Below are 26,778 nucleotides of genomic sequence, written 5' to 3'. Positions count from 1 at the left end.
TTGGGGGCGCGGGGAACGGCGCGGGTCACCCCTACCGGGCCGCAGGTGGGTGGGCTGGTGCGCCGCCCCGTTTTTTGGGGGCGCGGGGAACTGCGCGGGTCACCCCCGCCGGGGTGCAGACGGATGGAGAGCGGTCATGGCCGGGGACTCAGTCCCACAAGGGTGGGTCGAACAGTTCGTTCAAGCCCGTCCCCTCCGCCCAGCGTTCGAGCGTGGAGCCGTTCACGAGCCGGGTGTCCCCCTGGCGCTGGGCCCATCGGATGTCACGGTCCCTGAAAACACCCCGGTGCACGACCAGTTGGAGGCGCGGCCCGTCCGCATGACGGCGGGTGCGAGGGTCCGGCAGCGCCTCGTCCGGCAGCGGCTCCGCCACCGGCCGGAACGCCACGTCGAGCTGCCGGCCCGCCGAGTCCCGCGCGTACAGCCGGGGCCGGTCCGGCGCAGGCAGCAGCCGCACCCGCCAGCCGTCCCGCCGCAACATCCGCGCGACGGCCAACGCCAGCCCCTGCACGTCGAGTTCACGTAACTCGTCCGCGGTGTAGCGCCCGCGCCGACGACGTGCGCCCGGCCGCCGGCGCCGGATCTCCACGGCGACGACGAGGGCCGGCACGGAGACGCCGACGACCGGAACGACCGGCCCGCCCACGCGGTACCCCACCGCCAGCCCGGCGGCCACCGCGCAGACGACCACGACCGCACCGGCGAGCGCGGGCAGGACGTCACGGAACCTGGGCCCGTAGAGCCCCTGGTCCCGCAGCCGCCGCACGGTGTGCCGTCTGCGGGAGAAGGACGAGCGGGGCGGTCCTGACGTCCACGACAGGCGTGCCACAGTGCCAGTCCCCCCAACGCCGCAAGCCATCCTTGGGGAGAGGAATACCCAGCGTGCGGCCTCGTGCCCCCGACGGCGGAGGGAATCCGGCCACGCACCCCGGCGCACGGGAGCACCGGCCGGTGCACGGGGGGAGCTAACTCCTCCTGTGCGTCACCCGGACCGGTTCGAACGACACCCGTGTACGCGTACCGTCGTCCGCCCACACCACCTCGACGCCGGCGGCGTCGGCCACCACGTGCGTGACGGCCTCCGCGAGCGGGCCGGGTCCCGGTTCGCCGGTGAGGGCGGCCAGGGATACGTGCACGGAGGTGCCGTCCGTCTCGCCGGCCAGGCGGGGCAGCTGCGCCCACGGCACGTACGCGGTGCCCTGCGGCGCCCGGACCGTCTCCGGCTCGGAGCTCCAGCCGTGCAGCCCGTGCAGTGCCGAGACGAGCGGCTCCTGCGGCCCGGTCGCCCACCCGGTGTGGGTGAGGCGGGCCCCCGGGGGCGCTCCCACCACGCGGTGCACCCGCAGTTCGTACGGCCCCCGCACCACCGTCACGCTCTCCACGCGCAGCCCCGGAACCATCGGCGGGCCGCCCACGAAGACGGGCCGGTGCCACGAAGCGGCCCAGCCCCAGCCGTCGCCGTGTCCCGCGCCGAGCGGGTGGATCCGGCGCCGCACACTGCGTCGGCCGCCGACCTCCACCGACAGGTGGTTGTCCGCCGTGTTCCCGGACGCCGTCGGGCCGGTCCGGGTCGAGTAGGCCTGCCGGCCGTAGTGCGGATCGTCCCCGTCGGCCGACTCGGGCTCGTGCGGCCGTACATGGTCGCTGCCGTGATTGTGCAGCCGTACGATCCCGTCCGCCCGAGTCGACTGTACGAGCAGTCCGGGTGCGGGCAGGGCCAGTACCCGGTCGGTCTCCTCCACCGGCGCGGGCTCCTCCGTGGCGCTCCACAGGGGGTGGTCCGCGGGGGCGAGGAGGGAGACGAACGCCTTCGACGCCCAGTAGGGCGAGGCCGGTCCGGAGTACGTCTGCAGGGTGGCGTCGTGCGGCCCGTACCAGCCGAGGCTCAGCAGACCGTCGTCGGTCAGCGCCCCGCGGTCGAGGAAGTGCTGCAGGCTTCCGCTGACCAGGCGGCGCGAGGCACCCGGAGTCAGTGGCGTGTGACCGGTCAGGGAACCCAGGCCGACGGCGGCGGACGCGGCGAAGCGGTAGGCGAGCGACCGGCCGAAGTGCATCGGCGCCCCGTCCGCGCCGAACATCAGCCCGAAGCCGTCGAGGTGTTCGCGCAGCCGGTCGCCGTATCGGGAGAGAAGGGCCGCGTCGCCGCCGAGGTGGGCGTCGAGGACCGGGTACAGGTGCAGTGCCCAGCCGTTGTAGTGGTCGAAGGCGCGCCCGTCCCCGTCGGCGTACCAGCCCCCGCCCCGGTACCAGCCCTCCATCAGCTCCAGTGCCCGCTGCCGTACCGCGGCCGTCTCGGCGTCGCCGCGGCCCACCGACTCCAGGAAACCGGCGACCGTGTAGGGGAAGAGGTACCAGTTGTTCGGGGCGGGCACGTGGCGCAGAGAGCCGCGCAGCCACTCCTCGACCCGGTCCTGCACGCCGGCGTCGAGACGCTTCCAGAGCCAGGGCGCCGTCAGCCGCAGACCGAGGGCGACCGACGCCGACTCGACCATGGGCTGGCCCTGGACGTCGTGGTCGAGGATCAGCGGCCAGGACTCGGTGTCGTCGCGGCCCGGGGAGAGGGTGCCTGCGGCCAGCCCGTCGGCGTAGCGTTCCAGCCAGCCGTGCGGGTCCTCGCCACCGGCGCCCGCGACCCGGAAGCCGGCCGCGAGGAACGTCCGGGCGAAGCCTTCCAGACCGTCGGAGCGCACTCCCGAACGCGAAGGCCGGCCCGGCAGGTCGAGCAGGGCCCGGCCCGGCGTGCCCCACTGCCACGCGGCTGCCAGCAGACCGTCCGCGACGGCCTCCCAGTGGGCCCGGGTGTAACCGGTGTACGGGCTCGACGCACGGTCCTCAGGGGGGAGTTCGAAGGGGATGCGGATGCTCATGCCAGGAACGCCAGCCTTTCGCGTCGTACGGGATGGAGGAATCCGGTGCCGGACGCCCAGCGGATGGTCTCGGCGAGCGCGAGGTCGGCCAGCCGCCGCCACTCGTTGCCCTGGGAACCCGCCAGATGAGGGGTGATGAGCGCGTTCTCGCAGTCCCACAGGGGGTGGTCCGGCGGCAGCACCTCGGGGTCGGTGACGTCCAGCACCGCCCGGATCCGGCCCGCCAGGACGGCGTCGGTGAGCGCCTCCTGGTCGATGACGGCTCCCCGGGAGGTGTTGATGAGCATGGCCCCGGCCGGCATCGAGTCGATCAGGGCGCGGCCGACCAGGCCCCGGGTGGTGGGCAGCAGCGGGGTGTGCACGCTGACGGTGTCGCAGCGGGCGAACAGCTCCGCCAACTCGACGCGCCGCACGCCGAGTTCGGCCGCGTCCGCGTCACTCACGTACGGGTCGTGGAGCAGGACCTCGATGTCGTGCGGGCGCAACAGCTCGACGACCCGGCGGCCGATCAGCGACGCGGAGAGGATACCGACGGTGCTGCGGTAGTTGCCGATGGTGTCAGGGGTGCGCAGCCAGTCGTCCCTCCTCCTCGACGCCTTGAAGTCCCGGCCGCGTTCCAGGATCTGTTTGCCGGCCAGCAGGATCATGGCGAGGGTGTACTCGGCGACCGGCAGGGCGTTGGCCGCGGCGGCGGAGGACACCTCGATCCCGCGTTCCCAGCACGCGTCCGTGACATGCGCGCGCACGCTGCCCGCCGTGTGCACCACGGCCCGCAGCCGCGGTGCCGCGCGCAGCACCTCCTCGTCCAGGACCGGGCAGCCCCAGCCGGTGATCAGCAGGTCGACGTCGGCCAGCAGCGATGTCGCCCGTGGCGTCGACAGATCGTCCAGCACCGGTGGAGCGGCGAGGTCGCAGACCCGGCGGAAGGCGTCGAGCGACGCGCTGTCGAGGACGGCCGCGGCGGCGTCCTGGGACATGGCCAGGGCGGCGCGGGGCCGGAAACCGGGCCCGGGGCCACTCGGGGAGGGGGCGTGCGAGGTCACTTGACGGCTCCGGCGGTCAGCCCGCTGCGCCAGAACCGCTGGAGCAGGACGAAGGCGAGGATGAGGGGCAGCACGGCGAGCAACGATCCCATGATCACCACGGAGTAGTACTCGGGCGACACGGACGCCGAGCTGTTCCACTGGTAGAGGCCGAGGCTGACCGGATACAGGTCCTGGTCGGACAGCATCACCATGGGCAGGAAGAAGTTGTTCCAGATCGCCGTCAGCTGGAAGAGGAAGACGGTGACCAGACCCGGGCCGAGCATCCGCAGACTCACCCGCACGTACGTGGTCAGTTCGCCGGCCCCGTCCACCCGCGCGGCCTCCAGCACCTCGTCGGGCACGTACCCCCGGCTGAAGATACGGCCGAGATACACGCCGAACGGATTGAACAGCACCGGGATGAACACGGCCCAGAAGGTGTTGACGAGACCGGCCTCGGAGGCCATCAGGTACAGCGGCAGCGCGAGGACCGTCTGCGGCACCATGACCGCCGCGAGGACCAGACCGAACAGCTTCTCCTTGTGCTGGAAGCGGTACTTGTCGAAGGCGTACCCGCAGGCCACGCTCAGCAGCGCGCCGACCGCGGCGCCGAGGACCGCGTACAGCAGGCTGTTGAGGTACCAGCGGCTGTACAGGCCGCCGTCCATGGCGAACAGGTCCTGGAGATTGCGTACGGGGGAGAAGCCGCCCACGGACAGCAGGTCGCTGCTGAACAGGGCGTCCCGGTTCTTGCTCGCGGCCAGCACCAGCCACAGCACGGGGAGCAGGGTGTAGAGGACGGAGACCGCCACGACCACGTTGACCGTCGCCCGCCCCAGCAGACGAGGGCGCAGGAAGGAACTGTCGGTGGTGCTCATCGGGCCTCCTCGGCGTCGGCACGGCTGGTGAAGCGGGTGACGCCGTAGGACAGGGTGATCGTGCACACCAGCAGGACCACCGAGGCGGCCGCCGCCAGGCTGTAGTTGTTGCGGGTGAAGGCCGCGTCGTAGATGTACATGCTCGGCGAGAAGCGGGAGCTGATCATCGGCGAGGACTGGCTGAGCAGCATCGGCTCGGTGAAGAGCTGGAGCGCCCAGATCAGGGTGAAGATCGCCACCATGACGATCGAGGCGCGCACCAGCGGTGTCTTGACCTGGAGCGCCGTGCGCACGGGTCCCGCGCCGTCGACCACGGAGGCCTCGATCACCTCGCGGGGCACGGCCTGCAGGGCGGCGTAGAAGACGACCATGTTGTAGCCGAGGTTGCTCCACAGGGCGATGTTCACGATGGACGGGATGACGGCGTGGATGCCGAGGAAGTCGATCGTGATGTCCGCGCGGGCGAAGAGGTCGATGATCGGGCTGATGCCGGGGGTGTACAGGTACAGCCAGATCAGCGCGGCGATGAGGCCGGGCACGGCGTGCGGGAGGAACAGGCCCAGTTGCGCGACGGCCCGCAGCCGCACCACCCCGGAGTCCAGCAGCAGGGCCAGGACCAGCGCCCCGACGACCATGAGCGGGATGTAGATGAGGCAGTAGAGCGCGACCGTGCCGAGCCCGCCGAGGAACGTGGGGTCGCTCAGGACGGCCGCGTAACTGCGCAGTCCGACGAAGACGGTGTTCTCGGGGCCGAAGCCGAGCCCAGGCTGGTCGTCGCTGTAGAAGCTGAGGTAGACGGCCGTGCCGACGGGGATCAGGAAGACCGTCGTCAGCAGGACGAAGAACGGCCCCATGAGGACGACGACCGCGCCGAACCGGCGGCGGCCGGCGGTCCGGCGGGCACGCCGGCCGGCGGGGGAGAGGGCCGGGTCGCCGACGCGGGACGTGTCGGTCGGCACCCGGGGCTGAGCGGTGGTGGTCATGCGGTGTCACCTGCCTTCTCGTCGGCTCAGGTGGAGCGCTGGGTGGTGGACAGGCCCAGGGCCTTGAGGTCGGGCATGGTGCCCTCCTGCGCGGTGCGCAGGGACTCGGTCAGCGAGCCCTGGCCGCCGCCGACGCGGGCGAAGGAGTCCTGCATGACCCGCTGGGTGGCGCTCATCCGCGGCCCCCACAGCCAGCCCTCGCCGATCTTCTCCGCCTCCTGTTCGTACAGGCCGTAGATGTCCTGCCCGCCGTAGTACGACCGGTCGAAGGCCTTGCGGCCCACGGAGACCAGGTCGAGGGCCGCCGGGTACTGGCTGCTGGTGCCGCTGGAGAGGCGGGCGCGCAGGGAGTCGGGGTGGGAGACCTGCCACTCGATGAACTCCATCGCGGCCTCGGGTCTGCGGCTGTCCTTGGTGATGGCGAACGTCGATCCGCCGTGCGTGCCGACGGCGGGGCTGCCGGCGTCCCACTGGGGGAGCGGGGCGATGCGCCACTGGCCCTTCTGTCCGGGCCGCGCGTTCATCTGCGCGCCGGCGTCCCAGGCGCCGCTGAGCCGGGTGAGGACCAGCCCGTTGCCGATCTGCGCGTCGGACTGGCGGCTCTCGACGGCGTTGACGAACACGTCGTCGCGGTCGATGAGCCGCTGCCAGTACTCCGCGACGCGCCGGGAGGGCGCGTCGGCCAGGGAGACGTTCCAGGCTCCCTTCGAGGTGTCGAACCACTGGGCGCCCGCCTGCCAGGCGTAGGCGGCGAACTGCGTCATCCCGTCCGTCGGGAACAGCGCGAGCCGACGGTCGGCCGCCTTGCGGCGCACGGCGCGGGCCTGCTCGGCGAACTCGTCCCAGGTACGCGCCACCTGGAGGCCGTACCGGTCGAAGAGATCGGTGCGGTAGTGCATCACCATGGGCTCGACGTCCAGCGGGACGCTGAACACCCGCTGGTCGAAGGTGGTCTGGGCGAGCGCCTGCGGCAGCAGTTTGCGGCGCAGGGAGTCACTGACGAGATCGGTGATGTCCCGGGCGACCCCGTCGATGGCGAACCCCGGCACCTGCGGATACTCGATGGTCGCGACATCGGGCGCGTTGCCCGCCCGTGCGGCGTTGCTGAGCTTGGCGTAGCCGCCCTGCCCGCCGGACGGGATCTGCTGGAAGTCGACCTGCACGCTCTTGTGCGTGCGGTTGAAGGCGTCGACCACCTCCTGGCTGCCGCGCAGGGCGGACCAGAAGGTGATGCGTGTGGTGCGGCCCGTGCCGGCCGACGAGGCTCCGTTCCCTCCGCTGCAGGCGCCCACGGCTCCTGTCAGCGGTACGGCGGCCATCGCGGCGAGCACGGAACGACGATCGGGTCGTCCGGGCATGGGCGCCTCCCGCGGCTCCTGCGTGTCCGCGTCCCTGCGGACACGACTGTTCGGGACACGGGAATACTCAATGCTGCCGACCCAAACGGTCAATAGATCGATCAGAAGAAAAACAAACGCTCAAACGCTCACTCGTCTGAGGCTCGCTGAGCTGAGGCGCCGCCCTCGTCCGTGCCGTGCGTGCCGTCGGCCCGTCGCGTCGAGCCCCGCACCATCAGCCGCGGCAGCAACTCGACGCGGCGCGCGGGCTGTTGCCCGCCCTCACGGAGGCGTCGCGTCAGCAGTTCGGCGGCGGCCCGGCCGACCTCCGCCTTGGGCGGGGACACCGCGGTCAGGGGGGATGTCCCCAGCGCGGCCACCACATCGTCGTACGCCACCACCGAGCAGTCCTCGGGCACCCGCACCCCGTCGTCCGCCAGGCGCTGGACGACCATCAGAGCGTCCACGTCACTGTGCAGCACCACCGCGGTCGCCCGCACCCGGCGCAGCAGCCGCGGCAGATCCACCGTCTCGTCCGCGGTGTACGGCCCCTCGCGTCCGGCCTGCGCGGAGATCAGCGTCCACGCCCACTCCTCCAGCAGCGGATGGGTCTCTCCGATGCTCGTGAAAGCGGCCCTCAGCGTGCGCGCCGTCGGACTGTCCTCGCGGGTCGCGAACACGATCCGCCGATGACCGAGTCCCACCAGGTGCTCGACGGCGAGGTGCGCGCCGTACCAGTGGTCCGAGCAGACCGAGTCCAGGGTGTGCGCCACGCTGCCCTGCCGCGGCCTGCGCTCCATCAGCACCGTGGGCACCTCCAGCTCGGCCAGCCAGCCGTGGTCGGCCAGCTCCGCGGCCAGGGTGTGCCAGCGGGGCGCGAGCAGCAGACCGCGGGCACCGTCGGCCAGCGCCCGCTCCACCAGCGGGCGTTCGGCGCCGGCCACCTGGGGGGCGATGTGCAGGGCCATGCGCATCCCGGCCTCCTCCAGCGCCGAGCGGGCGCCGTGCAGCGTCTCGGTCAGGTACGAGTGCCGCTCCGGCACCACGACGGCCACCCGGTCGCCGTGCGCCAGGTCCCTCGCGGGGATCTCCTGCGCGGGCAGCGTCGAACGGACCACGCCGTGTCCGCGGCGCAGTCTGCCCTCGCGTGTCAGCTCCTCCACGTCCCGGCGCACCGTCACCACCGAGACCTGCAACTCGTCGGCGAGGTCCCGGACCCGTGCGGCCCCGCGGGACTGGACCGCCGCGAGAATGCGCTGACGCCTGCGATCGACCGGTTCCCGCACTGTGCTCCACCCCGAATGTTCGTTTGAGCGATTCAGAACATCATAACGATCGGCTCGGGGTGCCGTCAGCGTCGGAGGCTCAGTGCGGTCGGAGGTGCTGTGCGGCGGGTGCCGCCGTCATGCCGCTGATGGTCGCGGTGAGGATGCGGGTGAGGCGGGGTTCGACCTCAAGGACGGCGTGGGCCAGGCGGGGATCGCTGCGGTACAGCTCGGCGATCTCCGGGCCCGGTGTCGCGATCTGCCAGAACGCGCCGGCGAGTGCGACGGCGGTGGCGATCACGTCGAGGGCGCCGGCGCGGTCCAGCAGGGGCAACTGCTCGTCCAGGGCGGTGAAAATGTCCTCGCGGGCGGCGAGCGTGGCGAGCTTGAATTCGCGCACCGCGTCGACCGAGACGTTGCGTTCCAGGTTGAGCGGTGCCTGGGCGAGCAGGTCGCAGAACATCCCGCGCTCCGCCAGTGTCGCCGCGAACGCCCGCGCCACGGTTGCCGGACCGGGTTCCTCGATCTCCCGGAGCCTCGCGGACAGGGCCGGGGCCCATTCCTGCCAGCCCGCCGCGGTGAGCCGCAGGAAGATCTCCTCGCGCGTCTCGAAGTACCGGAGCAGCGCCGACTTGTGCATCCCGGTCCTGGCGGCGATGTCCGTGAGGGTGACCTGCCGGATGCCGTGCTCGGCCCCCAGGGCCCGGGCCGCGTCGAGGATGGCGGCCTCGCGCAGCCGCTTGGCTTCGGGGGAGCGTGCGCGCTGGAACTCCGAGGGGGTCATCACACGATCCTAGCGGAACGCGGTTGCGTTATTAGCGCAACAGTGTTTCGCTAAGTGCATGCAACAGACCTGGTTCATCACCGGCTCCTCACGCGGCCTCGGCCGCGCCCTCGTCCGTGCGGCCCTCGAAGCCGGCGACCTCGTCGCCGCGACCGCCCGCGACCCCGAGCAACTCGCCGACCTGGTCGCGGACTTCGGCGACCGGGTACGGCCGATCCGGCTGGACGTGACCGACCCCGAAGCCGCGCGCTCGGCGCTCGGCGAGGCGATACAGCACTTCGGCCGCATCGACGTCCTGGTGAACAACGCCGGGTACGCCAACGTGTCGCCCATCGAGACCACGGAGGACGCCGACTTCCGTACCCAGTTCGAGACGAACTTCTGGGGCGTGTACAACGTCACCAAGGCCGCCCTGCCGATCCTGCGCGAGCAGAAGGCGGGCCTGGTCGTCCAGATCTCCTCCATGGGCGGCCGGGTGGGAGGCAGTCCAGGAATCGCCTCCTACCAGGCGGCGAAGTTCGCGATCGACGGCTTCAGCCGCGTGCTGCGCACCGAGACGGCCCCGCTCGGGATCAAGGTGCTCGTCGTCGAGCCGAGTGGCTTCCGCACCGACTGGGCGGGCTCCTCGATGGCCGTCCACGCTGTCCCGGAGGCGTACGCGCAGACGGTCGGAGCCATGAACACACGCGTCCGCCAGACAGCCGAGGGGCCGGCGGGCGACCCGGTCCGCGCCGCCGAGATCCTCGTCCGGGTGGCCAAGCGCCACGACATCCCGGACCACCTGCCGCTCGGCGTGAACGCGGCCGAAGGGTCCATCAGCCTCGACAGGCGGCTTCTTGAGGAGGATCAGAAGTGGCGCGAGGTCAGCCGCTCCGCGGACTTCGCCGAGCCCTACCCCGTCCCCTTCCCGCCCGACCGGGCGGCGGCCTGAGCGCCGATCGGCACGGGAGGGCCGCTCGGGAGCGGGAGAACGGCGTCCCACTCGCCCCCGGGGGGCCACCTGCTCCCGAGGGCCACTCGCTCCCGGGGCCCGGCCTGTGCGAGAGGCCCGGTCGGCAGCCCGGTCAGATGCCCGTCACCTTGCTGCTCGCCGAGATCTCGTACACCAGAGTCACCGTGCGGCGGCCGCCGGGAGGGACCGTGACGTTCCAGCGGGCGATGCCCTCGGCGTCGAGGACGTCGGGCGCGGGGGAGCAGTCGTCCGTACGTACGCGGATCTCGACTCCCGAGACCTCGGAGACGGGGACGCGCTCCCGGAGGACGACGGCGCGCTCGTCGTGATCTCCCGGGCCGGCGAAGTGGGACAGGTGCAGGCGCGCCGTGCGGGTGACCACCGTGCGCTGGGACAGTCCGGCGGAGGTACGGGACTCCTCGGTGTGCCGGACCACCCGGAAGTCGTCCGAGCTGCCGAAGGCCAGCTCGACGGGTGCCCCCGGAGCCGCGAACTCCAGCGTTCCGCGGCCGATGAAGCCGCTGCCCCGGACCAGGTCGACGGGGCCCGCGAGCAGGGCGTGCCCGGACCGGTTGTCGAACCGCACCACCTGGGTGACCAGTGGGGAGAGTTCGGGCGAGCAGGCGTACTCGGTGCCGGCCGCCGTCGTGAAGGCGGAGAGCGGTACCCGGTGGGCGCGGCCGTCGCCGGGGACGGACACCGGCGTGGCAGCGCGGAACACCCGCGTCTCACCGTCGTCGTCGACGCCAGGGAGGCCGAGCGCCAAGGACTGGCCGAGCACCGGGGCCTGACCGAGGTCCCCGATCTCCTCCTCCCTCAACTCGACGTCGACCGTGCGGCGTTCGGCCGACGAGCGGTCCCGGAGGGTCAGCCTGTCCTGACCGAGTCGCGGCGGCTCGGTGGCCAGCGCGGAGCGTGCCGTCGACAGCGTCAGGCGTACGTCCGACCAGTCCTCGCCGGTCCGCTGCCAGACCATCGCGTCCGTTTCGAGAGTCAGACGTCCGCCGTCGAGTACGGCCCGGTAGGCAGGTCGCCACAGCGCACACGGCAGGAGATGGCTCAGGCGCAACCCGACCGGTCCGGCGGTCTCGGCCTCCACGGTCAGCTCGACATGACCGACCAGTTCGGTGGGTCTGTCCTCCGCGAGGTGCAGGACGTGTCGCGCCTCGCGGAGTTCGACGCCGACGGCCGTCAACCTGCTTTCCGTGGCGCGGAGTTGCTCACCGTACGTGTCGCGCTCGGTGTCCGTGCGGTCCAGTTCGCCGGTCCACCGGGGCCGGTCGGCGGCGCCGGAGCCCGCGCTCCGGCCGATCTCCCGCAACAGGTCGGCGACCAGCCGCTCCAGCAGATCGAGACGGACGAGGAGGCGATCGCGTACCCGTCCCAGGTCGCGTTGTTCCTCCTCCAGCAGGTGCACACGTCGGCGCAGCGCCGAGTCGTGGGCGGGGGACGGCCCGGGGCCGCGCGGCTCCCAGGTGCGTACGATCCGGGCGTCGAGGACCGTGGCGGGGTGCCCGGTGGTCAGCTCGGCGTGGAGCGAGCGGTCGACGGCCAGCGCGCTGACCGGGCCGAGCCGCAGCCGCTGGACGCCGGGCCGGAGATCGAGGACGGCGCCGCGTTCGACGAGGGAGCGGTCCTCCAGGCAGGTGACGGCGGTGACGGGCAGAGCGATCGGCTGCGCATCCGTGGACATGGGGTGTGTCAGCTCCTGCGGTTGCCGTCGACCAGGGCCTTGCCGGCCGGGATGCGTATCTCGTAGCCGCCGTCGAGCGTGGCGGAGCCCTGGGCCGGAAGCTCCACCCGCCGGACGCGGGTGCCGGGTGCGAGGGTGTCGGGCCCCGCGCCCTCCTCCGGGGTGGTCCAGTCCGCCCGTTCGTCGATGCGGATGTCGGGGTCGGAAGTGACCGGTACGCGCTCGCGGACCTCGACTGCGACGGGCCGTGCCAGCCGGTTGACCAGCTCCACGTGGACGCGGTGGTCGAGCACGGTGGTGGTGTTGCGCAGCCCCGAGGACGACTCGCGCAGTTCCGTACGGCGCGTGACACGGATCGCCTCCGCCGGCCCGAGCCCCACCCTGCGCGTCCCGCCGGGAGCGAGCGTGGGGAGCGCCGTGGTCAGGAGGAAGTCGTCGTCGACGGTGACCTCCACCGGTCCGGCCAGCAGCGCCTGATCGGTGGCGTTGGAGAGCACCAGTGTCGTGTAGACGGTCTCTTCCACGGACGGCACGCAGAGGTACTCGGTCCGCAGGCCGACCGGGATCTCGGTGATGGTCACCGTGTGCCAGGTGCCGTCCGACGGGATGTCGGTGCGCGCGTGCGCGTCGAAGCGGTGGTCGAAGGAGCCCGCCGACTCACGGGGCCGCACGGCGTGGCCGGGCAGCGGCAGCGATGCCACGGACTCGGCGTCGCGGCGCCGCTCGGTGGCCACCGGGTCGAAGGACGAGTCCGGGAAGAGCAGGCCTCGGCGACCGGCCTGTTCCTCGGGACCCGCCAGGACGAGGGCGGCGTAGTCGAGTTCGGCGCCACTGGGGTGCGGTGGGCCGACGGGTGGTGCGGCCGGCATCGCACCGCTGGGCGCCACGGGTGCTACGGGTGCCGCGAGGGCCGGCGGGCCACCGGGGGCCGACGGCGGCACGGTGGACGAGCCGGAGCTGCCGGGAGCCGGGGGAGGCGGGGCGCCGTAGGCCGCCCGAGGCATGGGCGGCGCGGGAAAGTAGGCCGCCTGTGCCGGTACCGGTGGCGGTGCCGCAGGACCGTATTCCTGCGGTGCCGGTGCCGGCTGTGGTGGCTGTGGTGCGTGAACGGCGGAGGCGTGTGGCCCGGTGTCGTACGCCTGAACGGCTCCGACCGCCCCGGCGGCCATGGGCGGCATCACCGCGGCCTTCCGCGCGGCGGCCGGACGGGTGCCACGGGCCGAGGTGCGCGGGGCCGCGGTGCGGGGCGCCGCGACGTCGTACCCGGTGAACAGGTCGGACAGCCCCGCGGGCGGCTCCCGCCAGCCGGACGGCGCGGGAGCGGGCTGACGACGGCCGATACGGATCGAACGGAGCCTGGGCAGATCGGTGCGGCGGCGAAGGTCCGCGGTGGCCAGCGAGAGGCGTACGGAGTTCCAGTCCTCGCCGGTCCGCTGGGCCACCGAGGCGCGCAGCACCAGCCGACCGCTGCCGTCGCCCTGCCGGTGGTCCAGCCGGTAGGCGGGGATCCAGACGGCGCCGGGCACTTCGTACTCCAGCTCCACTTCCACTTCCGGTTCCGGTTCCACGTCGGTGTCCTGCTCCGCGGCCTGTCCGTCAGGTGTGCGGGCGAGGGTCACCAGGGCCGAGACCGTGGTCGACACATGCGCCGGGGGAGTGTCGGTGGAGGAACGGGCGAGGGCGTCCACCGCGACGCTCAGGTCGTGCTCGGCATGAAGCAGCGCTTCCTCCGACGCGTCGAGCCGGGCGTGCAGATCGGCCAGCCGCGCGTCCACGAAGTCGGACAGTTCCAGCCACGCGTCGACCGGAGTGGGACGGGGCGGGTCGTCGCGCTCGGGGTCGGGGGCGGGCGGTATCGGACGGAGTCCCCGGACCTCCTCGACGAGGCCCAGTTGCCGGTCCCGGCGCGCCCGTACTGCCGCACACTCCTCGTGCAGCCGCTCCACCTCACGCTCCAACTCATCAGGCGCAGGACCGTCGTTGGGTACGGAGTCGACCTCGACCCGCGCCTCGACCACCCGCACCCCGGAGGCACCGACGACGCGGGCCGCCAGGGAGCCGGGGCCCAACGCCCGGGGCAGCCCGGTGATCCGCACCCTGCCGTCCGGCGGCACACCGCCCCGCGCGACGCGCCGACAGAGCGCGCCCTGTGCGTAGACCACGACCGAGTCGAGTGCCGAGTCCCAGATCTGCGTCGCCTCAGCCTTCAAGTGCTCCCCCTGGCGGTGTTCCTGGCTCTGTTCCCGGCTGTCTTCGTACGGCCGGCCGTGTCCGTAGGGCTGACAGCGTACGCCTGACGGGACAGGCGTCCTGAGACGGCCGGTGAGCAGGTCGGGGCGTGAGCATGTGCGCAGGTGAGTACGGCAACGACGGACCGGATGAGTACGTCGACTCAGGGCTTCGGACGGTCCCGGGACGATGATGAATCCCATCGCTTCACCATCGATCGCTTCACCGTCGATCCGCCGCCCGAACGCAGGAGTTGCGTGTTCAGTCGCCTAGCCGCCGCCGTCGTCCCCGCCTTCGGGCGACTGACGACCTCCACCGACGTCACCACCCTCCAGGCGCCGGCCGTCCTCGTCGCCAACCACACCTCGCCGGCGGACCCCGCCATCGTGTTGGCCGCCCTGCGCTCCATGGACATCGAACCGGTCGTCCTCGCCACCGCCGGACTGTGGCGCGTACCCGTCCTGCGGTACCTCCTGGACCGTGACGGCCATGTTCCCGTACACCGCCGTACCTCGCGGGCGGCGGACTCCCTGGACGCCGCTGCGGCAGCGCTGGCTGCGGGCCGCCACGTCCTCATCTACGGCGAGGGGCGGCTTCCGCGCCGGACGGACGCCGCCGAGGCCGCGCCCGAAGCGTTCCGCAGCGGCCCCGCGCGACTGTCCCTGGCCTCCGGCGCCCCCGTCGTTCCGATCGGTCAGGCCGGAGCGCGCCGGGTCGCGTCCGGCAGCCGTGCCAAGCACATCGCGGGCGTCCTGACGGCACCGGCCCGCCGCCCGCGCCTCCACGTCCACGTGGGTGCGCCGCTGCAGCTGCCCACCGGGATCGAGGCGGCGAACGCGGTCACACACCAGGCCGTCGTGTCGGTCTGGCGCGTCGCTGCCGGACACCTGCTCGAACCGGCGGCTCTCACTCGCTGACCGGTCCGCCCGTCTCGGCGAGAGTGCGTCGGAGCGGTCGGAGGGGCCGCCGCGGCCGGAGCGGCTTGCGAACGGTCAACCGAGGCGACCTGTCCCATGCGTTCCGCGCTGTCGAGAGCGCCCGGCCGCGGTAGGTGCGGAGCTGGCTGCGGGAGAGCCGGGCGCGTTCTCCCCCGCCCGTCATCATGGCGTTGACCGAAGCCATCGGGTCACCTCCGATCGCCCGTGAGGCGAGGGCTCCGACCACCAGGGGGAGGATCACGACCGCGAGCGCCGAACCGGTGGTGGCAGCGGTGCGGGTGGCGGAGCGCAGGGGGCGGGCGGGCGGCATGTCCTTGGTCATGACGACAGTTCAGCAGCCGCCGCTCGGCAGGGCATCGGACGACCTACTCAGTCGACTCGGGCCGGAGTACTCAGTCGAAGACGCCGGAGGGAACGGGCCAGGCCGACGGGCGGCGAACGGGTGAGCGTTCGGGCGCATGTGCCCGTGGGGCTGGTGACACGTTCCGCCCTACAGTTACCGCTGTCGCCTGTTTTGTAGGACTTTCAACGCTGCTTCGGGGATCGGGCGTTGCGAGGTTCGGCTTTCTGGTTCGGTTTCGGGTTCGTGGCTGGGGAGGCTGCTCATGGCCAGTGCGTTTCAGGAGCGCAAGCTCACGGAGATGTTCGCCGCATTCGACGCGGACGGCGACGGCCGCCTGCGCGAGGAGGACTTCAGGGCGCTCGTCGCACGCTGGAGCGAGCTGCCGGGTGTGGGCGCCGGGACGGAACTGCGCGCGCGGGTCGAGGCGCTGCTGATGGGCTGGTGGGCGGCGCTGCTGGAAGTCGGGGACACCGACGGCGACGGGGCGGTCGACCTGGGCGAACTGCTGTTGCTCGTCGACAGGTTGCCCGCGATGGTCGCCGATGTCACCGCGACCGCCGAGACCGTCTTCGACGCGGTGGACGCCGACGGTGACGGCCGTATCTCACCGGAGGAGCACCGCCACCTCGTCGAGACCTGGAACGGACGGTCCGTGAACATGACGGGCGTCTTCGAACTGCTCGACCTGAACGGTGACGGCTACCTCAGCCGCGAGGAGTTCGCGCTGCTGTGGCGCCAGTTCTGGATCAGCGACGATCCCGCAGAACCGGGCAACCTGCTCTGCGGCCGCCTGGCCGCCTGACGCCCTTGCCGGGTGGGCTGCAACGCCCGTTCCGGCTCAATGTACTACCGGCCCGCGGGCGAGTGCCGGTACCCCAGGCGGCACGGCGTACCCGCCGACGCGCGCGCTCCGGCGAACCGCACGAGACCGAGGGGTTCCTCAGGGCGACGAGGTCCGGCTGACTCTTGTCACCACCGGTCGCCGTCGCCACGGTCCACGAGGCGCAGTGGCTCACGCCCCGGGCGTCGGTGTGGGACACGCCGGCACCCCGTCGAGCCACGCCGGCCCCTTGATGTAGATGTTGGTCACCCAGGCCTTGTAGTCCGGCAGATAGGACCACGCGTCGTTGGTGTAGCCCTCGGCGGTGACCCGTTCGGCGTGCTTCTGGCACTGGACACGGATCGTGGTGGAGTGGGGGAAGGCGTACACCCTGGCTGCCGCGATGGCGGGTTCGGCCTTGGTCCAGACGCCGGTTCCCCAGGTCTGGTGGACATGACCGGTGACCGTCCCGGTTTCGACGCGGACCGCGCCGAAGTAATCGCTGTTCAGGCGGACATCGCTGACCATGAGCTTCGTACCGGACTCCTTGGCCTCCACCATCTTGCCCGCGCCCAGGTAGATGGCGATGTGGTGGAGGTCCTTCGAGGTGCCCCAGGCGAGCAGATCGCCCGGAAGCAGCGGGGCGAGTCCCTGGGCGGCGGTGAAGCGGTCGGCGGCGCGGTGCGTGTAGTACTGCGAGCTGGCGACGCCGTTGAGGATGTCCGAGCCGGCGGCCCTGGCGTAGGCGTGACGGACGAGGCCCGAGCAGTCGAAGCCGAGCCGCTCGGGGTCGTGCGCACTGTCCGGGTCGGTCGGGTCGATCTGGCCGTAGGTGGCACCGGGTTGGGCGCCGTGGCCGCCTCCCCACGTGTACCAGGTGCCTGCCGCGACCTCGGCGCACGCGGCGGCGATCGCGCGTTCGGCGGCCGCGGAGGCACCGGGAGCCAGCGGGCCGCATGCGGCGGTCTCCCGCTCGGCGGAGGCGGGAGGGCTCGCGGCGGCGACGGCCGCCGGCGTCCAGAGGAAGAGGGCCGGCAACAGGACGAGTGTGCGGATGAGACCGGTTCGGCGGACCATGCCGAAACCCCCGTATTCTGTCGGCGTCGACGACGTGGCAAGGAAGCAGCCGTTCAACAGCCTGGGCACCGCACCGCCCGCCCGTCGAGGTCCGGGCGTCTCCCCGTTCCCATGGGCAACGGGAAACACCGGGAAACCCCGTCCGAACAGGGCAGTCGTCCGTCAGCCGGGAGGGGCCGAGCAGGCCGGCCCGTCCGAGAGAGGGACACCGGGCAGGAGCGTTCGCCGCGCGTCGTCCCCGATGTCAGCACGCAGTCGGCAGATCTCCGCCAGCCGCGCCGCGGGGTCGAGGTCCCACAGGCGTACGGTGCCGTCGGTGCTGCTGCTGGCCACGGTGCGCCCGCCCGGGGCGTAGGTCACGCTCCACACCGAGTTGGTGTGCCCCGTCAGCGTCGCCCACTGCCGTCGCCCGGCGACGTTCCACAGCCGAACCGTGCGGTCGGTGCCGCTGCTGGCGAACGTACGGCCGTCGGGGGAGAAGGCGATCCCGCGGACGGAGCCGGTGTGTCCGGTCAGGGTCGCGTCCGAGCGGCGTTCACGAACGTTCCAGAGACGGATCGTGCCGTCGTTCCCGCTGCTGGCCAGGGTCCGGCCCCCAGGGGCGAAGGTCACGCTGCGCACCGCCCCCGTATGGCCGTGGAGCGTGCCGATCCGGCGGTGTGCGGAGACGTCCCACAGCCGTACCGTCAGGTCGTCGCCGGCGCTGGCCAGGGTCCGGCCGTCGGGGCTGAAGGCGACATCGTTGGCGAAGTCCTCGTGGCCGGTCAGTGTCGCGACGGACGAGCGCCGGGTCACGTCCCACAGACGTACGGTGCGGTCGGCACCGGCCGACGCCAGGGTGCGTCCGTCGGGTGCGAAGGCCACGGAGAAGACCTGCCCGGTGTGGCCGGTCAGAGTCGCCAGGTGTTTGCGCCGGGCCACGTCCCACAGCCGGATCGCGCCGTCGGAGCCCGCCGATGCGAGGGTGTGCCCGTCGGGTGCGAAGGTCACCGAGAAGACCGTCTCGGTGTGTCCCCTCAGGGTCGCCACGAGCCGGCGTCTGCTCGCGTCCCACAGCCGCACCGTGTGGTCGGCGTCGGCGGTGGCCAGCAGTTTCCCGTCGGGGCTGTACTGGGCCTGCCACACCTCGGTGAACGGACGGGCCGTCAGCACCGGGCCTTCGAGGTCCCACAGGACAGCGGACTGATCGAAGCCGGCCGTGGCGAGCAGAGCGCCGTCGGACGTCATGGCCACCCCCATGACGTAGTCGGTGTGGCCGACCAGCACGGCGGTCTGTCGGCTGCTGCGCGCGTCCCACAGCCTGGTCGTCCCGTCACCGACCGCGCCCACGACGGTCGTACCGTCGGGCGTGTAGGCGACGGCGTTGATGTCGTCGCTGCTCCCTGACAACGTCGCGCGGAGCCGCCCACTGCGTACGTCCCACAGCCGCACGGTCCGGTCGGTGCCTCCCGACACGACCCTGCGGCCGTCGGGGGAGAACGCCGCGCCCAGTACTTCGTCGGTGTGTCCCCTCAGCACGGCGCGCGGCCGGCCGCGGTCGGTGTCCCACAGCCGTACGGTGCGGTCGGCGCCGGCGGAGACCAGGCTCGGGCCGTCGGGAGCATAGGCCAGGGTGTGGACCGGCCCCTCGTGCCCTGCGAGTGTGACGATCCTCCGGTGCGGCTGCCCGGTGTCCCACAGGGAGATCGTGCCGTTCGGGGCCGCGACGGCGAGTACGTGCCCGCGCGGATCGAAGGCCACGGACCGGGCGGCTCCGGTGCTGTCGGGGAGGACCGCCCTTTGGCGCCGGCCGGCGGTGTCCCACAGGCTCACCGGCCCGTCCGTCGACGTGGCTGCCAGCGTGCGGCCGTCGGGGCTGAAGGCGATCGCGCGGACGGGCCCGGAGGCGGAGAACGAGGCGATCGGGTGGCGGTCGCGCACTCGCCACAGCGTGACCTTGCCGTCGGAACTGCCCGTCGCCAGCATCCGGTTGTCCGGTGTGAAGACCACCGAGTTGACCGGCCCCCGGTGGCCGTTGAGCCGCGCCGAGAAGGGCTGGGACTGGGTGCTCAGCAATGCGCCCCGTGCCTCGGCGGTGGCGCTGGTCCGGTAGGCCTGCTCGGCGAGCAGGATCGATGCCTCCGGCTGTCCCCCGGCCAAGGAGGCGGACCGGACGGCCAACGCCTGGGACCGGGCGACGCGTTCCTGGTCCAGGGCACCCGTACGCTGCTGGTAGGCGACGCCTCCGGCGGTCAGGGCCAGTCCCAGCAGGACGACGAGGGTGGCCAGCAGGGACTGGCGCAGCCGGACCTGGCGCCTGGCCTGCTTCCGGCGGGTGTCCTGCTCGGCCCGGCTCATCCGGAGGAAGGCCGTCTCGCCGGGGCCGAGCCGGCTCCAGCCGTCGGTCTCGTCCGCCCAGGAACGCGCGGTGTCCAGCCGGGTGCCGCGGTACAGGGCGGACGGGTCGTGGTTCTCACGTTCCCATTCGGCTGCGGCATGGGCCAGTTGCTGGTGCAGCAGCAGTCCGGCCCGGTCCGCGTGGATCCACTCGCGCAGCCGCGGCCAGGCGTGCAGCAGAGCCTCGTGGGCGATCTCGACGGTGTCGCTGTCGAGAGTGATGAGCCGTGCCCGCACGAAGGCGTCGAGAGCCCCTTCCGCGCCGTCCGCGTCGGCGAACTGCTCCATCAAGGCAGCCCTGCTCATCCGGCGGCGGGTCGCCCCGGCCTCGTCCGCGACGAACACCAGTCGGGACAGGATGCGGCGGATCGTCTTCTGCTCGGCGGGGTACAGCCGGGTGAACACGTTCTCGGCCGTCCGCGCGATGGCGCCCTGGATCCCGCCGGCCCGCTGGTATCCGGCGACGGTCAGCACGTCGCCCTCGCGCCGTTCCCAGGTGGCCAGCAGGGCGTGGGAGACGAGCGGCAACGCTCCGGAAGGTGTCTCGTCGGCTCCCGCACCGCCGTCGTGCGGCGTTCCGCGCGGGTCCGTACCCGCTTCCTCGCGCAGCCCGGCGTCGCGCAACAGGAGCGGGAGCAGGCCCGGTTGCAGGGTCAGACCGGCGAGTTCCGCCGGGCGTGTGATCGACTCGCGAAGCTCCGCCACGGACATCGGGGGCAGGACGAACAGCCCGTCGGCGAACACCGGGACCAGGTCGGGGAGCCCCAGGCAGTCGCCGGTGAAGTCGGCGCGCACGCCCAGCACCACGACGGCGGGGACATACGTGCCGTCCGCGGGCCGGGAGGTCGACAGGGCGCTGAGCACGCGGACGAACGAAAGGCGCTCGTTCTCGTCGGAGCAGAGGGTGAAGAGCTCCTCGAACTGATCGACGATCACCACCGGCCGCCAGGTCGCGGGTGGCCGGTCCCCGGAAGCCGTCGCCTCCGACCTCGCGCGTAAGGAGTGCCGCACCGCGTCGGGGTCGCGACGGGCTTCCTCCGCGGTGACGCCGAGGTCCTCACCCACCGCTTTCGCGATGCGTTCCAGCAGCTCGTCCAGCGGCCGGGAGGTGGGAGTGAGGGTCACCAGCGGCCACCGGTCGGCGCCCAGCATCGGGAAGTCGCCGCGCCGCAGAGCGGGCACGAGACCGGCGTTGAGTACGGACGACTTGCCCGCGCCCGAGGGGGCGAGCAGCGTCAGGGGGCCGTTTCCGACCCGTTCGAAGAGGCGTTCCACCAGAGCGGCCGTCGCACGTTCCCGGCCGAAGAACCAGTCCGCGTCCTGTCGTGTGAACGCCGACAGGCCGCGGTAGGGACACGCTCCACCGGACCGGCGTTCGGCCGCGCCGATCCGGTCACCGGTGCTGCCGTCCGGGGACGGTTCACCCTGCGCGCGCTGCACCAGTTTGAGTAACTCGCCGTCTGCGCGCAGTGCTTGGTCGCAGAGGCGGGCGACATCGACGGTCACGCGTTTCGTGCCGGTCTCGATCTTGCTCAGATAGCCTTTGCTGTAGTGCGTCCGGCGTGCCAGATCGGTGAGCGACAGGCCGCGTTCCTGTCTCAGGCGTCTGAGTTGCGCGGAGAAGGAGGGCGTGGTCGGCGCGCTCCGGCTCCGGTCGTTCTGCTGATCGGATTCATGTCCGCGCTGCGGATCTCCCACGGTGTCCCCCATGGCAGTACGGCCGTGAGACGGCGACAGCCAAGGTTACTTCCGTGGCGACCGGGACAGCCAAGTCTTTCCCCGGTGTGGCGTGAACACCCCCGTCCGAAACCATCCGTCGGCGGTCCGGGACCGTCGGCCGCGGACCGCCCGTGCCGGTCGGCCGGATCAGGTGAGGGTGGCCCCGCAGCCGCCGTTCACCCACTGGTGCGACCTGATGTTGTCGTTCACCGTCGGTCCGGTGGTGAAGAAGTTGTCGGACAGGTTGTCGGCGTACAACTCGCCCGGGTAGAGGCAGGTGTGGCCTTCGGTGTAGTTCTCCAGGAAGTAGAACTTGACGATCGACAGGTTGCCGGTGAAGCCGCGGTTCATGACGGACGAGGCCCTGTCGTTGGCGCCACCCCAGTTGGCGCTGTTCCCCGAGGCGACGATCAGGGGGGAGCCCGCACAGTCGAAGGCGTCCCAGGCGTACATGTTGCCGTTGCGCGCACCCCACTTGCTGTCGCACACAGGACCGGCGACGCCGCTCCCGGCGGCGTGCGAGGTGGCGGGGGCGGCGAGGCCCAGGGCGGTGAGCCCCAGGAGCGCCGCCGTGACGGTGAACTTGCGCATGATGTTCTCCCTCGTTGTTGTGTCGGTGGTGCAGGGTGGAGGTGCGCCGGTGCCGGTACTCCGGACTTCTCCCGGTCGTCCGGCAGCGGTGCGTGGTGGATGGGGCCGGGGCACGAACGTCAGTCCCGTTCCGGGACGATGTGCACCGCTCGTTCGTAGGCCCGTCGGCCGAAGTGCCGGTAGGCGTCGATGTCTTCGCCGTACCGGTCGCGCAGTCGGTCCAGGTAACGGGTCTCGCGTTCGGTGGCCACGGCCCGCAGTGAGACCCGGCGGGCGCAGGTCGCGTCCGCGACGGCGGTCGCGCGCTCGCCGGTGAACGCGTCGTCGGAGTGGGCCGGACCGAGCCGGCCGGTTTCCGCCCGGACGGCGTCACGGGCTGCCTGGGGGTCCTCGTAGGGCTGCCCCGCCTTCTTCATGCAGTGGGACCAGGCCTGTACGGCAGCGCTGAGCCGGCGGTCCTCCATGAGCTGTTTCCCGTACAGGGAGCTGAGGCCCAGAGCGGTCTTGCTGGTGCGGAACCATTCGGCCGGGTCCCCGTACAGCGTGCGCTCGGCCTCCTGTGTGCAGCCGCCGATACGTTTGCGGATCTCCCCGCGGCCCGGCAGCGACGCGGTCAGCATCCGGGCGCTGTCGCCACCGTCCAGCGCGACGTCGAAGGCGGCGCGCCGGGAGTAGGAAAGGCCCTGCCGGTACGCTCCGTTGGGGTTGCTCTCCCGCACCCGCGCACTCTTCGCCTCGATCCTGCTGCCGTACCCGTACGTACGAGCCCATGCCACGTCGTCCTGGACGAAGCGCACCGGACGGCTCTCCAGCAGCGTCAGCCCGAGGTCCTCCCAGTAGGCGAAACCGTGGCGGCCCATGCACTGCTTGGTCAGACGCTGCAGCGCGTCGGCGACGCGGACCTCCTGCTGCCAGGTCAACGCCGCGGGGTGGGTCCGCGTGGTCCGCTGTGTCCGGTCGCGCCCCTCGTCGTTCCCGTCGCCGCCGGTACCGTCCGTACAACCGGTCGCGGTTGTCGCTGCCATCGCCACCACCGCGCACCAAGACATGAGCGCACGTCTCATGGGCCCAGATCTCCCCTCAGCAGGACACGCCCTGTGCTGATGCACACAGAGTTGCCTCTCTGCTCGACCGGGGTCGACGGGTTTCCTGTTGCCCGCGGTGCGCGCTGCCGGGAAACAAGGGATGAGCAGGCAGTTCGCGAGATCGGAGGCAACGCGGAGGGAGCCGCGGACGTGCGGCGAGGCCCGTACCGTGAGATCGGTACGGGCCTCGCCGCGACGGTGTGCTCGTGCCGTCGTCACCGCCTGAACGCTCAGCTCGGCCGTACGTGGCCGTCGCCCGCTGTGCCGGGCGGTGGATCAGGAGGTCAGCCGGAAGGACTGGGCCGCCGAACCGGAGCAGGTCTGCTGGGAGAGCTTCGCGCCGTTGGCGGTGGACGATCCGTCGACGGCGAGGCACTTGTTGCTGTGCCGGGCCACGAAGCGGTACGTCCCGGAGGCCACCGACTCGGCACGCCACTGCTGGTTGGTGCCGCCCGTGTAGTCCCACAGGTGGACCTTGACGCCGTCCGCGGTCGCGCCGGTGCCGCCGTCGACGTCCCAGGACTTGGTGTTGTGCTGGTTGACGACCTGGTAGTAGCCGTCGCCGGTGGAGCGGAACTGCCACTTCTCGTTGGCACCGTCGCCGCACGACCACTGCTGGAGCAGGGTGCCGTTGGCGGTGCCCCAGTCGGTGGCGTCGAGGCAGGCCCCGCTGTTGGTGTTCGTCACCCGGTACCAGGCACTGGTGTCGATCGGACCGGTCGGTTCGCTCCCGGACGGGTTCCACACGAAGGTCGCGACCGCGCCGCCCGGCAGGGTGTAGGCCAGCGAGCGGCCGTTGTCGGTGAGGGAGAACCGCTGCGTGCCGCCGGTGTTCACGACGTAGGCGACGCGGGTGCCGTCCGGATTCTGGAAGGCGACGTTCTGGATGCCGCCTCCCGGGCTGGTGGAGCCGATCCGGGTGGCGCCGACCTTGACGAACTTGCTGATGTGGCCGAGCGAGTAGTACTCCGCGCCCCGGGTGACGTTGCCGTTGGCGATCTCCACCACACCGTTGCACCGGGTGCCGCACAGGCCCTGGTGCGGGCCGCCGCTCTGGTTGAGGGCGAGGTTCCAGGTCACCACGGTCTCGCCGCCGTTGCGCATGTTCTGCACGACGAGGTTCTCGGCCTGCCAGCGCAGGCTGTCGGCGAAGGTGTTGGCGGTGTTGTCGCTGTCGGTGCCGGAGCACTCGGTGAAGAAGACGCGCTTGCCGGTGCTCTGAACCTGCTGCTGGGCGGTGGGATTGCCGGCGTAGCAGTGGAAGGCGGCGCCGATGACCCGGCTGATCCCGTTCGTACGGGAGAACACGTCGAGCGGGTAGTTGGGGTGGTCCCAGTTGTGGTCGAAGGCGAGGAGGTTCGTCGGCAGCCCGGCCGCGGTCAGCCGCTGGTCCAGGACCCGGATGAAGTCGGCCTGCTGTGCCGAGCTCATCGACATCGAGGGATAACTCGTCGGGTTCTCGGGCTCGTTCTGCACCGTGAGGTCGGTGAGGGTGATGCCCTCCTGGCCGTAGGCCTTGATCGCCTTGACCAGGTAGTCCGCGAAGTCGCCGTAGTTCTCGGTCCGCAGGCTGCCGCCGTTGAGTGAGTTGTTCGTCTTCATCCAGGCGGGCGGTGACCAGGGCGTCCCCATGAACCGGATGGACGGGTTGACGCCGAGGGCCTGCTTGACGACGGGGATGATCTCCGCCTTGTCCCGGTCGATGGAGAACTGCCCGCGGGTGTCCTCGTAGGAGTAGGGGCTGTTGGACGCGTCGAAGTCGGTGCTGGCGAGCGGCTGGCGCAGGTAGGACAGGCCGATTCCGTCGCCAGAGGTGGAGAACAGGGAGCGCATCAGCTCGTTGCGCCGGTCGGCGGGGAGCCCCTGTACGAGACGCGCGGACGCTCCGGTGACCGAGGCGCCGGCGCCCGTGTAGCGCTGGCTCCGCTGGTTGCCGTCGATGCGCACGTCGGTGCCCTGCGGCGAGCCGTTGAAGGTGAGGGTGCCGTCGGAGCTGAGCTTGCGGGCCCCGTCCCCGGTGGTCACCCAGACCTGGGCGACCGGGTCGGCGGCGTGTGCGGTGCCGCCGCCCGTGAGCCCGAGCCCGGCGGCGGCGAGGGTCAGGGTCAGCGCGGCGGCGACCCCTGCCCGTGATGAACGGATTCTTCGGAGACGGAGGTGTGACACGGGTGCGGCTCTCCTTCGGTCGATGACGCGTGGGGGACCCGGGCCGTCCCGCCGCGTTGTCAGGGAGACGGCGGAACGGCCGGGGTGCGAAGGGGTAGTGCACGCGTGCCGCCGGGCCGGCGTGGCGAGGCGGTACGACGGCGCCATGAAAGCACACCTACTAAACACTTAGTAAGTGGTCTGCGTCACCATGCGCGAAGCCCAGGCAAGATCATTCGTGAGCCCGGCGGCGGAGCGTATGGTGAGCGGGTGACTGACCAGTCGGTAGGCCGAGCCACTCGCGGGGCCCGTGACAGGCCCCGCGTCCCCCGCAGCCCCGAAGCCCGGCAGCGCCAGCAGGACATCCTGCACATCGCGATGGACACGTTCGCGGCGCGTGGCTACAACAACGCCTCCCTGGCGGAGATCGCGGAGCGGGCGGGCCTCACCCAGGCAGGCGTCCTGCACTACTTCCGCTCCAAGTCGCTGCTGCTGACCAGCGTGCTCGAACTGCGCGACGACACGGACATCGAGCAACTCGGCACCGAGCGTCCGCAAGGGCTGCGGTTCCTGCACCACCTCGTCGAGACCGCCCGGCGCAACGCCGAACGCGAGGGCATCGTCCGGCTCTACGCCGTGCTCTCCGCGGAGTCCGTCACCGACGACCACCCGGCCCAGGACTACTTCCGCAGCCGCTACGCCGGTCTGCGCGGCTTCGTCGCCGACGCTGTCACCGAGACGTGCCGACTGGGCGACGGCGAGGCGGACGCGGAGCGCGCGCTGATCGCGGCCAACGCGATCATCGCCGTCATGGACGGCCTCCAGATCCAGTGGCTCCTCGACCCGGCGGCGGTCGACATGGTGGCTTCGACGGAACTGGTCATCGACGCGGTCCTCACCCGGCTGACCTCGTAATCGCCTTCTGGCGCGCGCCTGTCGGTCGTCGCCCCCTCGCGGGGCCGGACGCGACCCGGGCGTGCACAAGGGGGCGGGCCCCGGGGCTCGGGCCCGCCCGGTTCAGCCCAGCGTCGCGCTCGCCGCGCGCAGTTCGTCGAGCGCGGCCAGGGTGTGTCCCGCCAGTTCGTCCTCGGCGTCACGGTCGCCCTCGGACCATTCGGCGAACCCACGCTTGAAGGCCAGCATGCCCAGCTCGCCCGCGAGGGCCGCTGTCGGGCCCGGGACGCCGCGGGCGGTCAGGGCCGCCGCCATCGCGGCCGCGAGGCTGACGCTCTTGAGGACGTCGCGTTCCTGCAGTTCGGTGCTGGCGGCCACGGCCGCCTTCAGCCGTGGGGCCAGCTCGCGGTTCATGGGCCCCATCGCGCCCGAGGCCCGCTCAAGGCCGGCGGCGACCGCCTCCAGCGGGCTGGCGGTACCGGGCGCCTCGGCGATGCCCTCGGTCAGCAGCCGGCTCAGCGTCTCCTGCCCGGCGACCAGCAGCTCGCGCTTGTCGGGGAAGTGCCGGAAGAACGTGCTCTTGGTGACTCCGGCGCGCTCGGCGATCTGCGCGACCGTCGTGGCGTCGTATCCCTGCTCGATGAAGAGATCGACAGCCGCCATGACGAGGCGTTCGCGTGCGCCCGGTTCCCATCGACCCATGCGCCGATCATACGTGACGGGACTCTTGTCCCATCAACCTGTACAGTGATGGGACAAGAGTCCCATCACTTGCGG

General features: G+C 71.8%; 21 protein-coding genes. 4 read left to right on the top strand and 17 right to left on the bottom strand.

Translation table 11 applies throughout. The features are described 5' to 3' along the window. Positions 1-148 precede the first annotated feature (148 nt). From C6Y14_RS14780 to C6Y14_RS14745, 8 genes are all read right to left on the bottom strand, one after another. Positions 149-829 carry a hypothetical protein gene (locus C6Y14_RS14780; protein WP_107017114.1) on the bottom strand — a complete coding sequence of 227 codons (681 nt, stop codon included), beginning with the start codon at positions 827-829 and terminating at the stop codon, positions 149-151. A gap of 136 nt (positions 830-965) precedes the next feature. Next, on the bottom strand, positions 966-2,861 hold the full coding sequence (locus tag C6Y14_RS14775) for a DUF2264 domain-containing protein (RefSeq protein WP_107017388.1): 1,896 nt from the start codon (positions 2,859-2,861) through the stop codon (positions 966-968). A 2-nt stretch (positions 2,862-2,863) separates the two neighbouring features. After that, positions 2,864-3,844, bottom strand: a complete 981-nt coding sequence (locus C6Y14_RS14770; RefSeq protein WP_107017387.1) for a hydroxyacid dehydrogenase — start codon at positions 3,842-3,844, stop codon at positions 2,864-2,866. A 62-nt stretch (positions 3,845-3,906) separates the two neighbouring features. Further along, positions 3,907-4,770, bottom strand: a complete 864-nt coding sequence (locus tag C6Y14_RS14765; RefSeq protein ID WP_107017113.1) for a carbohydrate ABC transporter permease — start codon at positions 4,768-4,770, stop codon at positions 3,907-3,909. After that, positions 4,767-5,753 (bottom strand): carbohydrate ABC transporter permease, encoded by a 987-nt coding sequence (locus C6Y14_RS14760; RefSeq protein ID WP_107017112.1) that lies wholly within the window; start codon positions 5,751-5,753, stop codon positions 4,767-4,769. The genes C6Y14_RS14765 and C6Y14_RS14760 overlap by 4 nt, the downstream gene beginning before the upstream one ends. A gap of 26 nt (positions 5,754-5,779) precedes the next feature. Then, positions 5,780-7,111: an ABC transporter substrate-binding protein gene (locus C6Y14_RS14755; protein WP_107017111.1), complete on the bottom strand. Its 1,332-nt coding sequence runs from the start codon at positions 7,109-7,111 to the stop codon at positions 5,780-5,782. Positions 7,112-7,239: 128 nt separating this feature from the next. Then, on the bottom strand, positions 7,240-8,376 hold the full coding sequence (locus C6Y14_RS14750) for a substrate-binding domain-containing protein (RefSeq protein ID WP_107017110.1): 1,137 nt from the start codon (positions 8,374-8,376) through the stop codon (positions 7,240-7,242). A gap of 79 nt (positions 8,377-8,455) precedes the next feature. Further along, the gene (locus C6Y14_RS14745; protein ID WP_107017109.1) at positions 8,456-9,139 is read right to left on the bottom strand and encodes a TetR/AcrR family transcriptional regulator; all 684 of its coding nucleotides are present in this window, start codon (positions 9,137-9,139) and stop codon (positions 8,456-8,458) included. A gap of 58 nt (positions 9,140-9,197) precedes the next feature. On the opposite strand from C6Y14_RS14745, the gene C6Y14_RS14740 reads away from it, so the two are divergent. Beyond that, positions 9,198-10,070 (top strand): SDR family NAD(P)-dependent oxidoreductase, encoded by an 873-nt coding sequence (locus tag C6Y14_RS14740; protein ID WP_107017108.1) that lies wholly within the window; start codon positions 9,198-9,200, stop codon positions 10,068-10,070. Positions 10,071-10,203: 133 nt separating this feature from the next. Here C6Y14_RS14740 and C6Y14_RS14735 read toward each other — a convergent pair whose 3' ends face one another. Then, on the bottom strand, positions 10,204-11,784 hold the full coding sequence (locus C6Y14_RS14735; protein WP_107017107.1) for a mucoidy inhibitor MuiA family protein: 1,581 nt from the start codon (positions 11,782-11,784) through the stop codon (positions 10,204-10,206). Between the two features lie 8 nt (positions 11,785-11,792). Beyond that, entirely contained in the window at positions 11,793-13,994 is a 2,202-nt protein-coding gene (locus tag C6Y14_RS14730; protein ID WP_225891083.1) for a DUF4139 domain-containing protein, read from the bottom strand. Positions 13,995-14,270: 276 nt separating this feature from the next. On the opposite strand from C6Y14_RS14730, the gene C6Y14_RS14725 reads away from it, so the two are divergent. Beyond that, a complete protein-coding gene (locus C6Y14_RS14725; RefSeq protein WP_107017105.1) occupies positions 14,271-14,930 on the top strand; it encodes a lysophospholipid acyltransferase family protein in 660 nt (219 codons plus the stop codon). Here the strand turns inward: C6Y14_RS14725 and C6Y14_RS44520 are convergent. Then, positions 14,920-15,273 (bottom strand): hypothetical protein, encoded by a 354-nt coding sequence (locus C6Y14_RS44520; protein ID WP_199854738.1) that lies wholly within the window; start codon positions 15,271-15,273, stop codon positions 14,920-14,922. The two genes, C6Y14_RS14725 and C6Y14_RS44520, sit on opposite strands and share 11 nt — an antisense overlap. Positions 15,274-15,556: 283 nt before the next feature. Here C6Y14_RS44520 and C6Y14_RS14715 point away from each other — a divergent pair, with 283 nt between their 5' ends. After that, positions 15,557-16,096 (top strand): EF-hand domain-containing protein, encoded by a 540-nt coding sequence (locus C6Y14_RS14715; protein ID WP_107017104.1) that lies wholly within the window; start codon positions 15,557-15,559, stop codon positions 16,094-16,096. 210 nt (positions 16,097-16,306) lie between these two features. Here the strand turns inward: C6Y14_RS14715 and C6Y14_RS14710 are convergent, their stop codons facing one another. The 5 genes from C6Y14_RS14710 to C6Y14_RS14690 form a co-directional block, all read right to left on the bottom strand. Next, positions 16,307-17,191, bottom strand: coding sequence for a C40 family peptidase (locus tag C6Y14_RS14710; protein ID WP_107017103.1), 885 nt, complete (start codon positions 17,189-17,191; stop codon positions 16,307-16,309). Between the two features lie 162 nt (positions 17,192-17,353). Further along, positions 17,354-21,277, bottom strand: a complete 3,924-nt coding sequence (locus C6Y14_RS14705) for an nSTAND1 domain-containing NTPase (protein WP_225891082.1) — start codon at positions 21,275-21,277, stop codon at positions 17,354-17,356. Between the two features lie 156 nt (positions 21,278-21,433). Further along, complete coding sequence (locus C6Y14_RS14700) at positions 21,434-21,877, bottom strand: hypothetical protein (protein ID WP_107017102.1); 444 nt, start codon at positions 21,875-21,877, stop codon at positions 21,434-21,436. Between the two features lie 119 nt (positions 21,878-21,996). After that, positions 21,997-22,902: a hypothetical protein gene (locus C6Y14_RS14695; RefSeq protein ID WP_225891081.1), complete on the bottom strand. Its 906-nt coding sequence runs from the start codon at positions 22,900-22,902 to the stop codon at positions 21,997-21,999. Positions 22,903-23,238: 336 nt separating this feature from the next. Next, a complete protein-coding gene (locus C6Y14_RS14690; RefSeq protein WP_199854737.1) occupies positions 23,239-25,128 on the bottom strand; it encodes an RICIN domain-containing protein in 1,890 nt (629 codons plus the stop codon). Positions 25,129-25,377: 249 nt separating this feature from the next. Here C6Y14_RS14690 and C6Y14_RS14680 point away from each other — a divergent pair, with 249 nt between their 5' ends. After that, positions 25,378-26,022 (top strand): TetR/AcrR family transcriptional regulator, encoded by a 645-nt coding sequence (locus C6Y14_RS14680; RefSeq protein ID WP_263973074.1) that lies wholly within the window; start codon positions 25,378-25,380, stop codon positions 26,020-26,022. A 102-nt stretch (positions 26,023-26,124) separates the two neighbouring features. On the opposite strand, the gene C6Y14_RS14675 is transcribed toward C6Y14_RS14680, so the two are convergent. Beyond that, entirely contained in the window at positions 26,125-26,703 is a 579-nt protein-coding gene (locus C6Y14_RS14675; protein ID WP_107017098.1) for a TetR/AcrR family transcriptional regulator, read from the bottom strand. Positions 26,704-26,778: the final 75 nt, after the last annotated feature.

The organism is Streptomyces dioscori, from assembly GCF_003024195.1.
In the GTDB taxonomy this organism is placed as follows: Bacteria; Actinomycetota; Actinomycetes; order Streptomycetales; family Streptomycetaceae; genus Streptomyces; species Streptomyces dioscori.
The sequence above is the reverse complement of the archived record's forward strand: the minus strand, read 5'-3'. Positions and strand labels throughout refer to the sequence as shown.

What these genes read in the sequence shown, in the direction of transcription:
- C6Y14_RS14770 (WP_107017387.1), bottom strand. Translation starts at nt 3,844, where the DNA reads ATGTCCCAGGACGCCGCCGCGGCCGTCCTCGACAGCGCGTCGCTCGAC.
- C6Y14_RS14765 (WP_107017113.1), bottom strand. Translation starts at nt 4,770, where the DNA reads ATGAGCACCACCGACAGTTCCTTCCTGCGCCCTCGTCTGCTGGGGCGG.
- C6Y14_RS14760 (WP_107017112.1), bottom strand. Translation starts at nt 5,753, where the DNA reads ATGACCACCACCGCTCAGCCCCGGGTGCCGACCGACACGTCCCGCGTC.
- C6Y14_RS14755 (WP_107017111.1), bottom strand. Translation starts at nt 7,111, where the DNA reads ATGCCCGGACGACCCGATCGTCGTTCCGTGCTCGCCGCGATGGCCGCC.
- C6Y14_RS14745 (WP_107017109.1), bottom strand. Translation starts at nt 9,139, where the DNA reads ATGACCCCCTCGGAGTTCCAGCGCGCACGCTCCCCCGAAGCCAAGCGG.
- C6Y14_RS14740 (WP_107017108.1), top strand. Translation starts at nt 9,198, where the DNA reads ATGCAACAGACCTGGTTCATCACCGGCTCCTCACGCGGCCTCGGCCGC.
- C6Y14_RS14735 (WP_107017107.1), bottom strand. Translation starts at nt 11,784, where the DNA reads ATGTCCACGGATGCGCAGCCGATCGCTCTGCCCGTCACCGCCGTCACC.
- C6Y14_RS44520 (WP_199854738.1), bottom strand. Translation starts at nt 15,273, where the DNA reads ATGACCAAGGACATGCCGCCCGCCCGCCCCCTGCGCTCCGCCACCCGC.
- C6Y14_RS14715 (WP_107017104.1), top strand. Translation starts at nt 15,557, where the DNA reads ATGGCCAGTGCGTTTCAGGAGCGCAAGCTCACGGAGATGTTCGCCGCA.
- C6Y14_RS14710 (WP_107017103.1), bottom strand. Translation starts at nt 17,191, where the DNA reads ATGGTCCGCCGAACCGGTCTCATCCGCACACTCGTCCTGTTGCCGGCC.
- C6Y14_RS14705 (WP_225891082.1), bottom strand. Translation starts at nt 21,277, where the DNA reads ATGGGGGACACCGTGGGAGATCCGCAGCGCGGACATGAATCCGATCAG.
- C6Y14_RS14700 (WP_107017102.1), bottom strand. Translation starts at nt 21,877, where the DNA reads ATGCGCAAGTTCACCGTCACGGCGGCGCTCCTGGGGCTCACCGCCCTG.
- C6Y14_RS14695 (WP_225891081.1), bottom strand. Translation starts at nt 22,902, where the DNA reads ATGGCAGCGACAACCGCGACCGGTTGTACGGACGGTACCGGCGGCGAC.
- C6Y14_RS14675 (WP_107017098.1), bottom strand. Translation starts at nt 26,703, where the DNA reads ATGGGTCGATGGGAACCGGGCGCACGCGAACGCCTCGTCATGGCGGCT.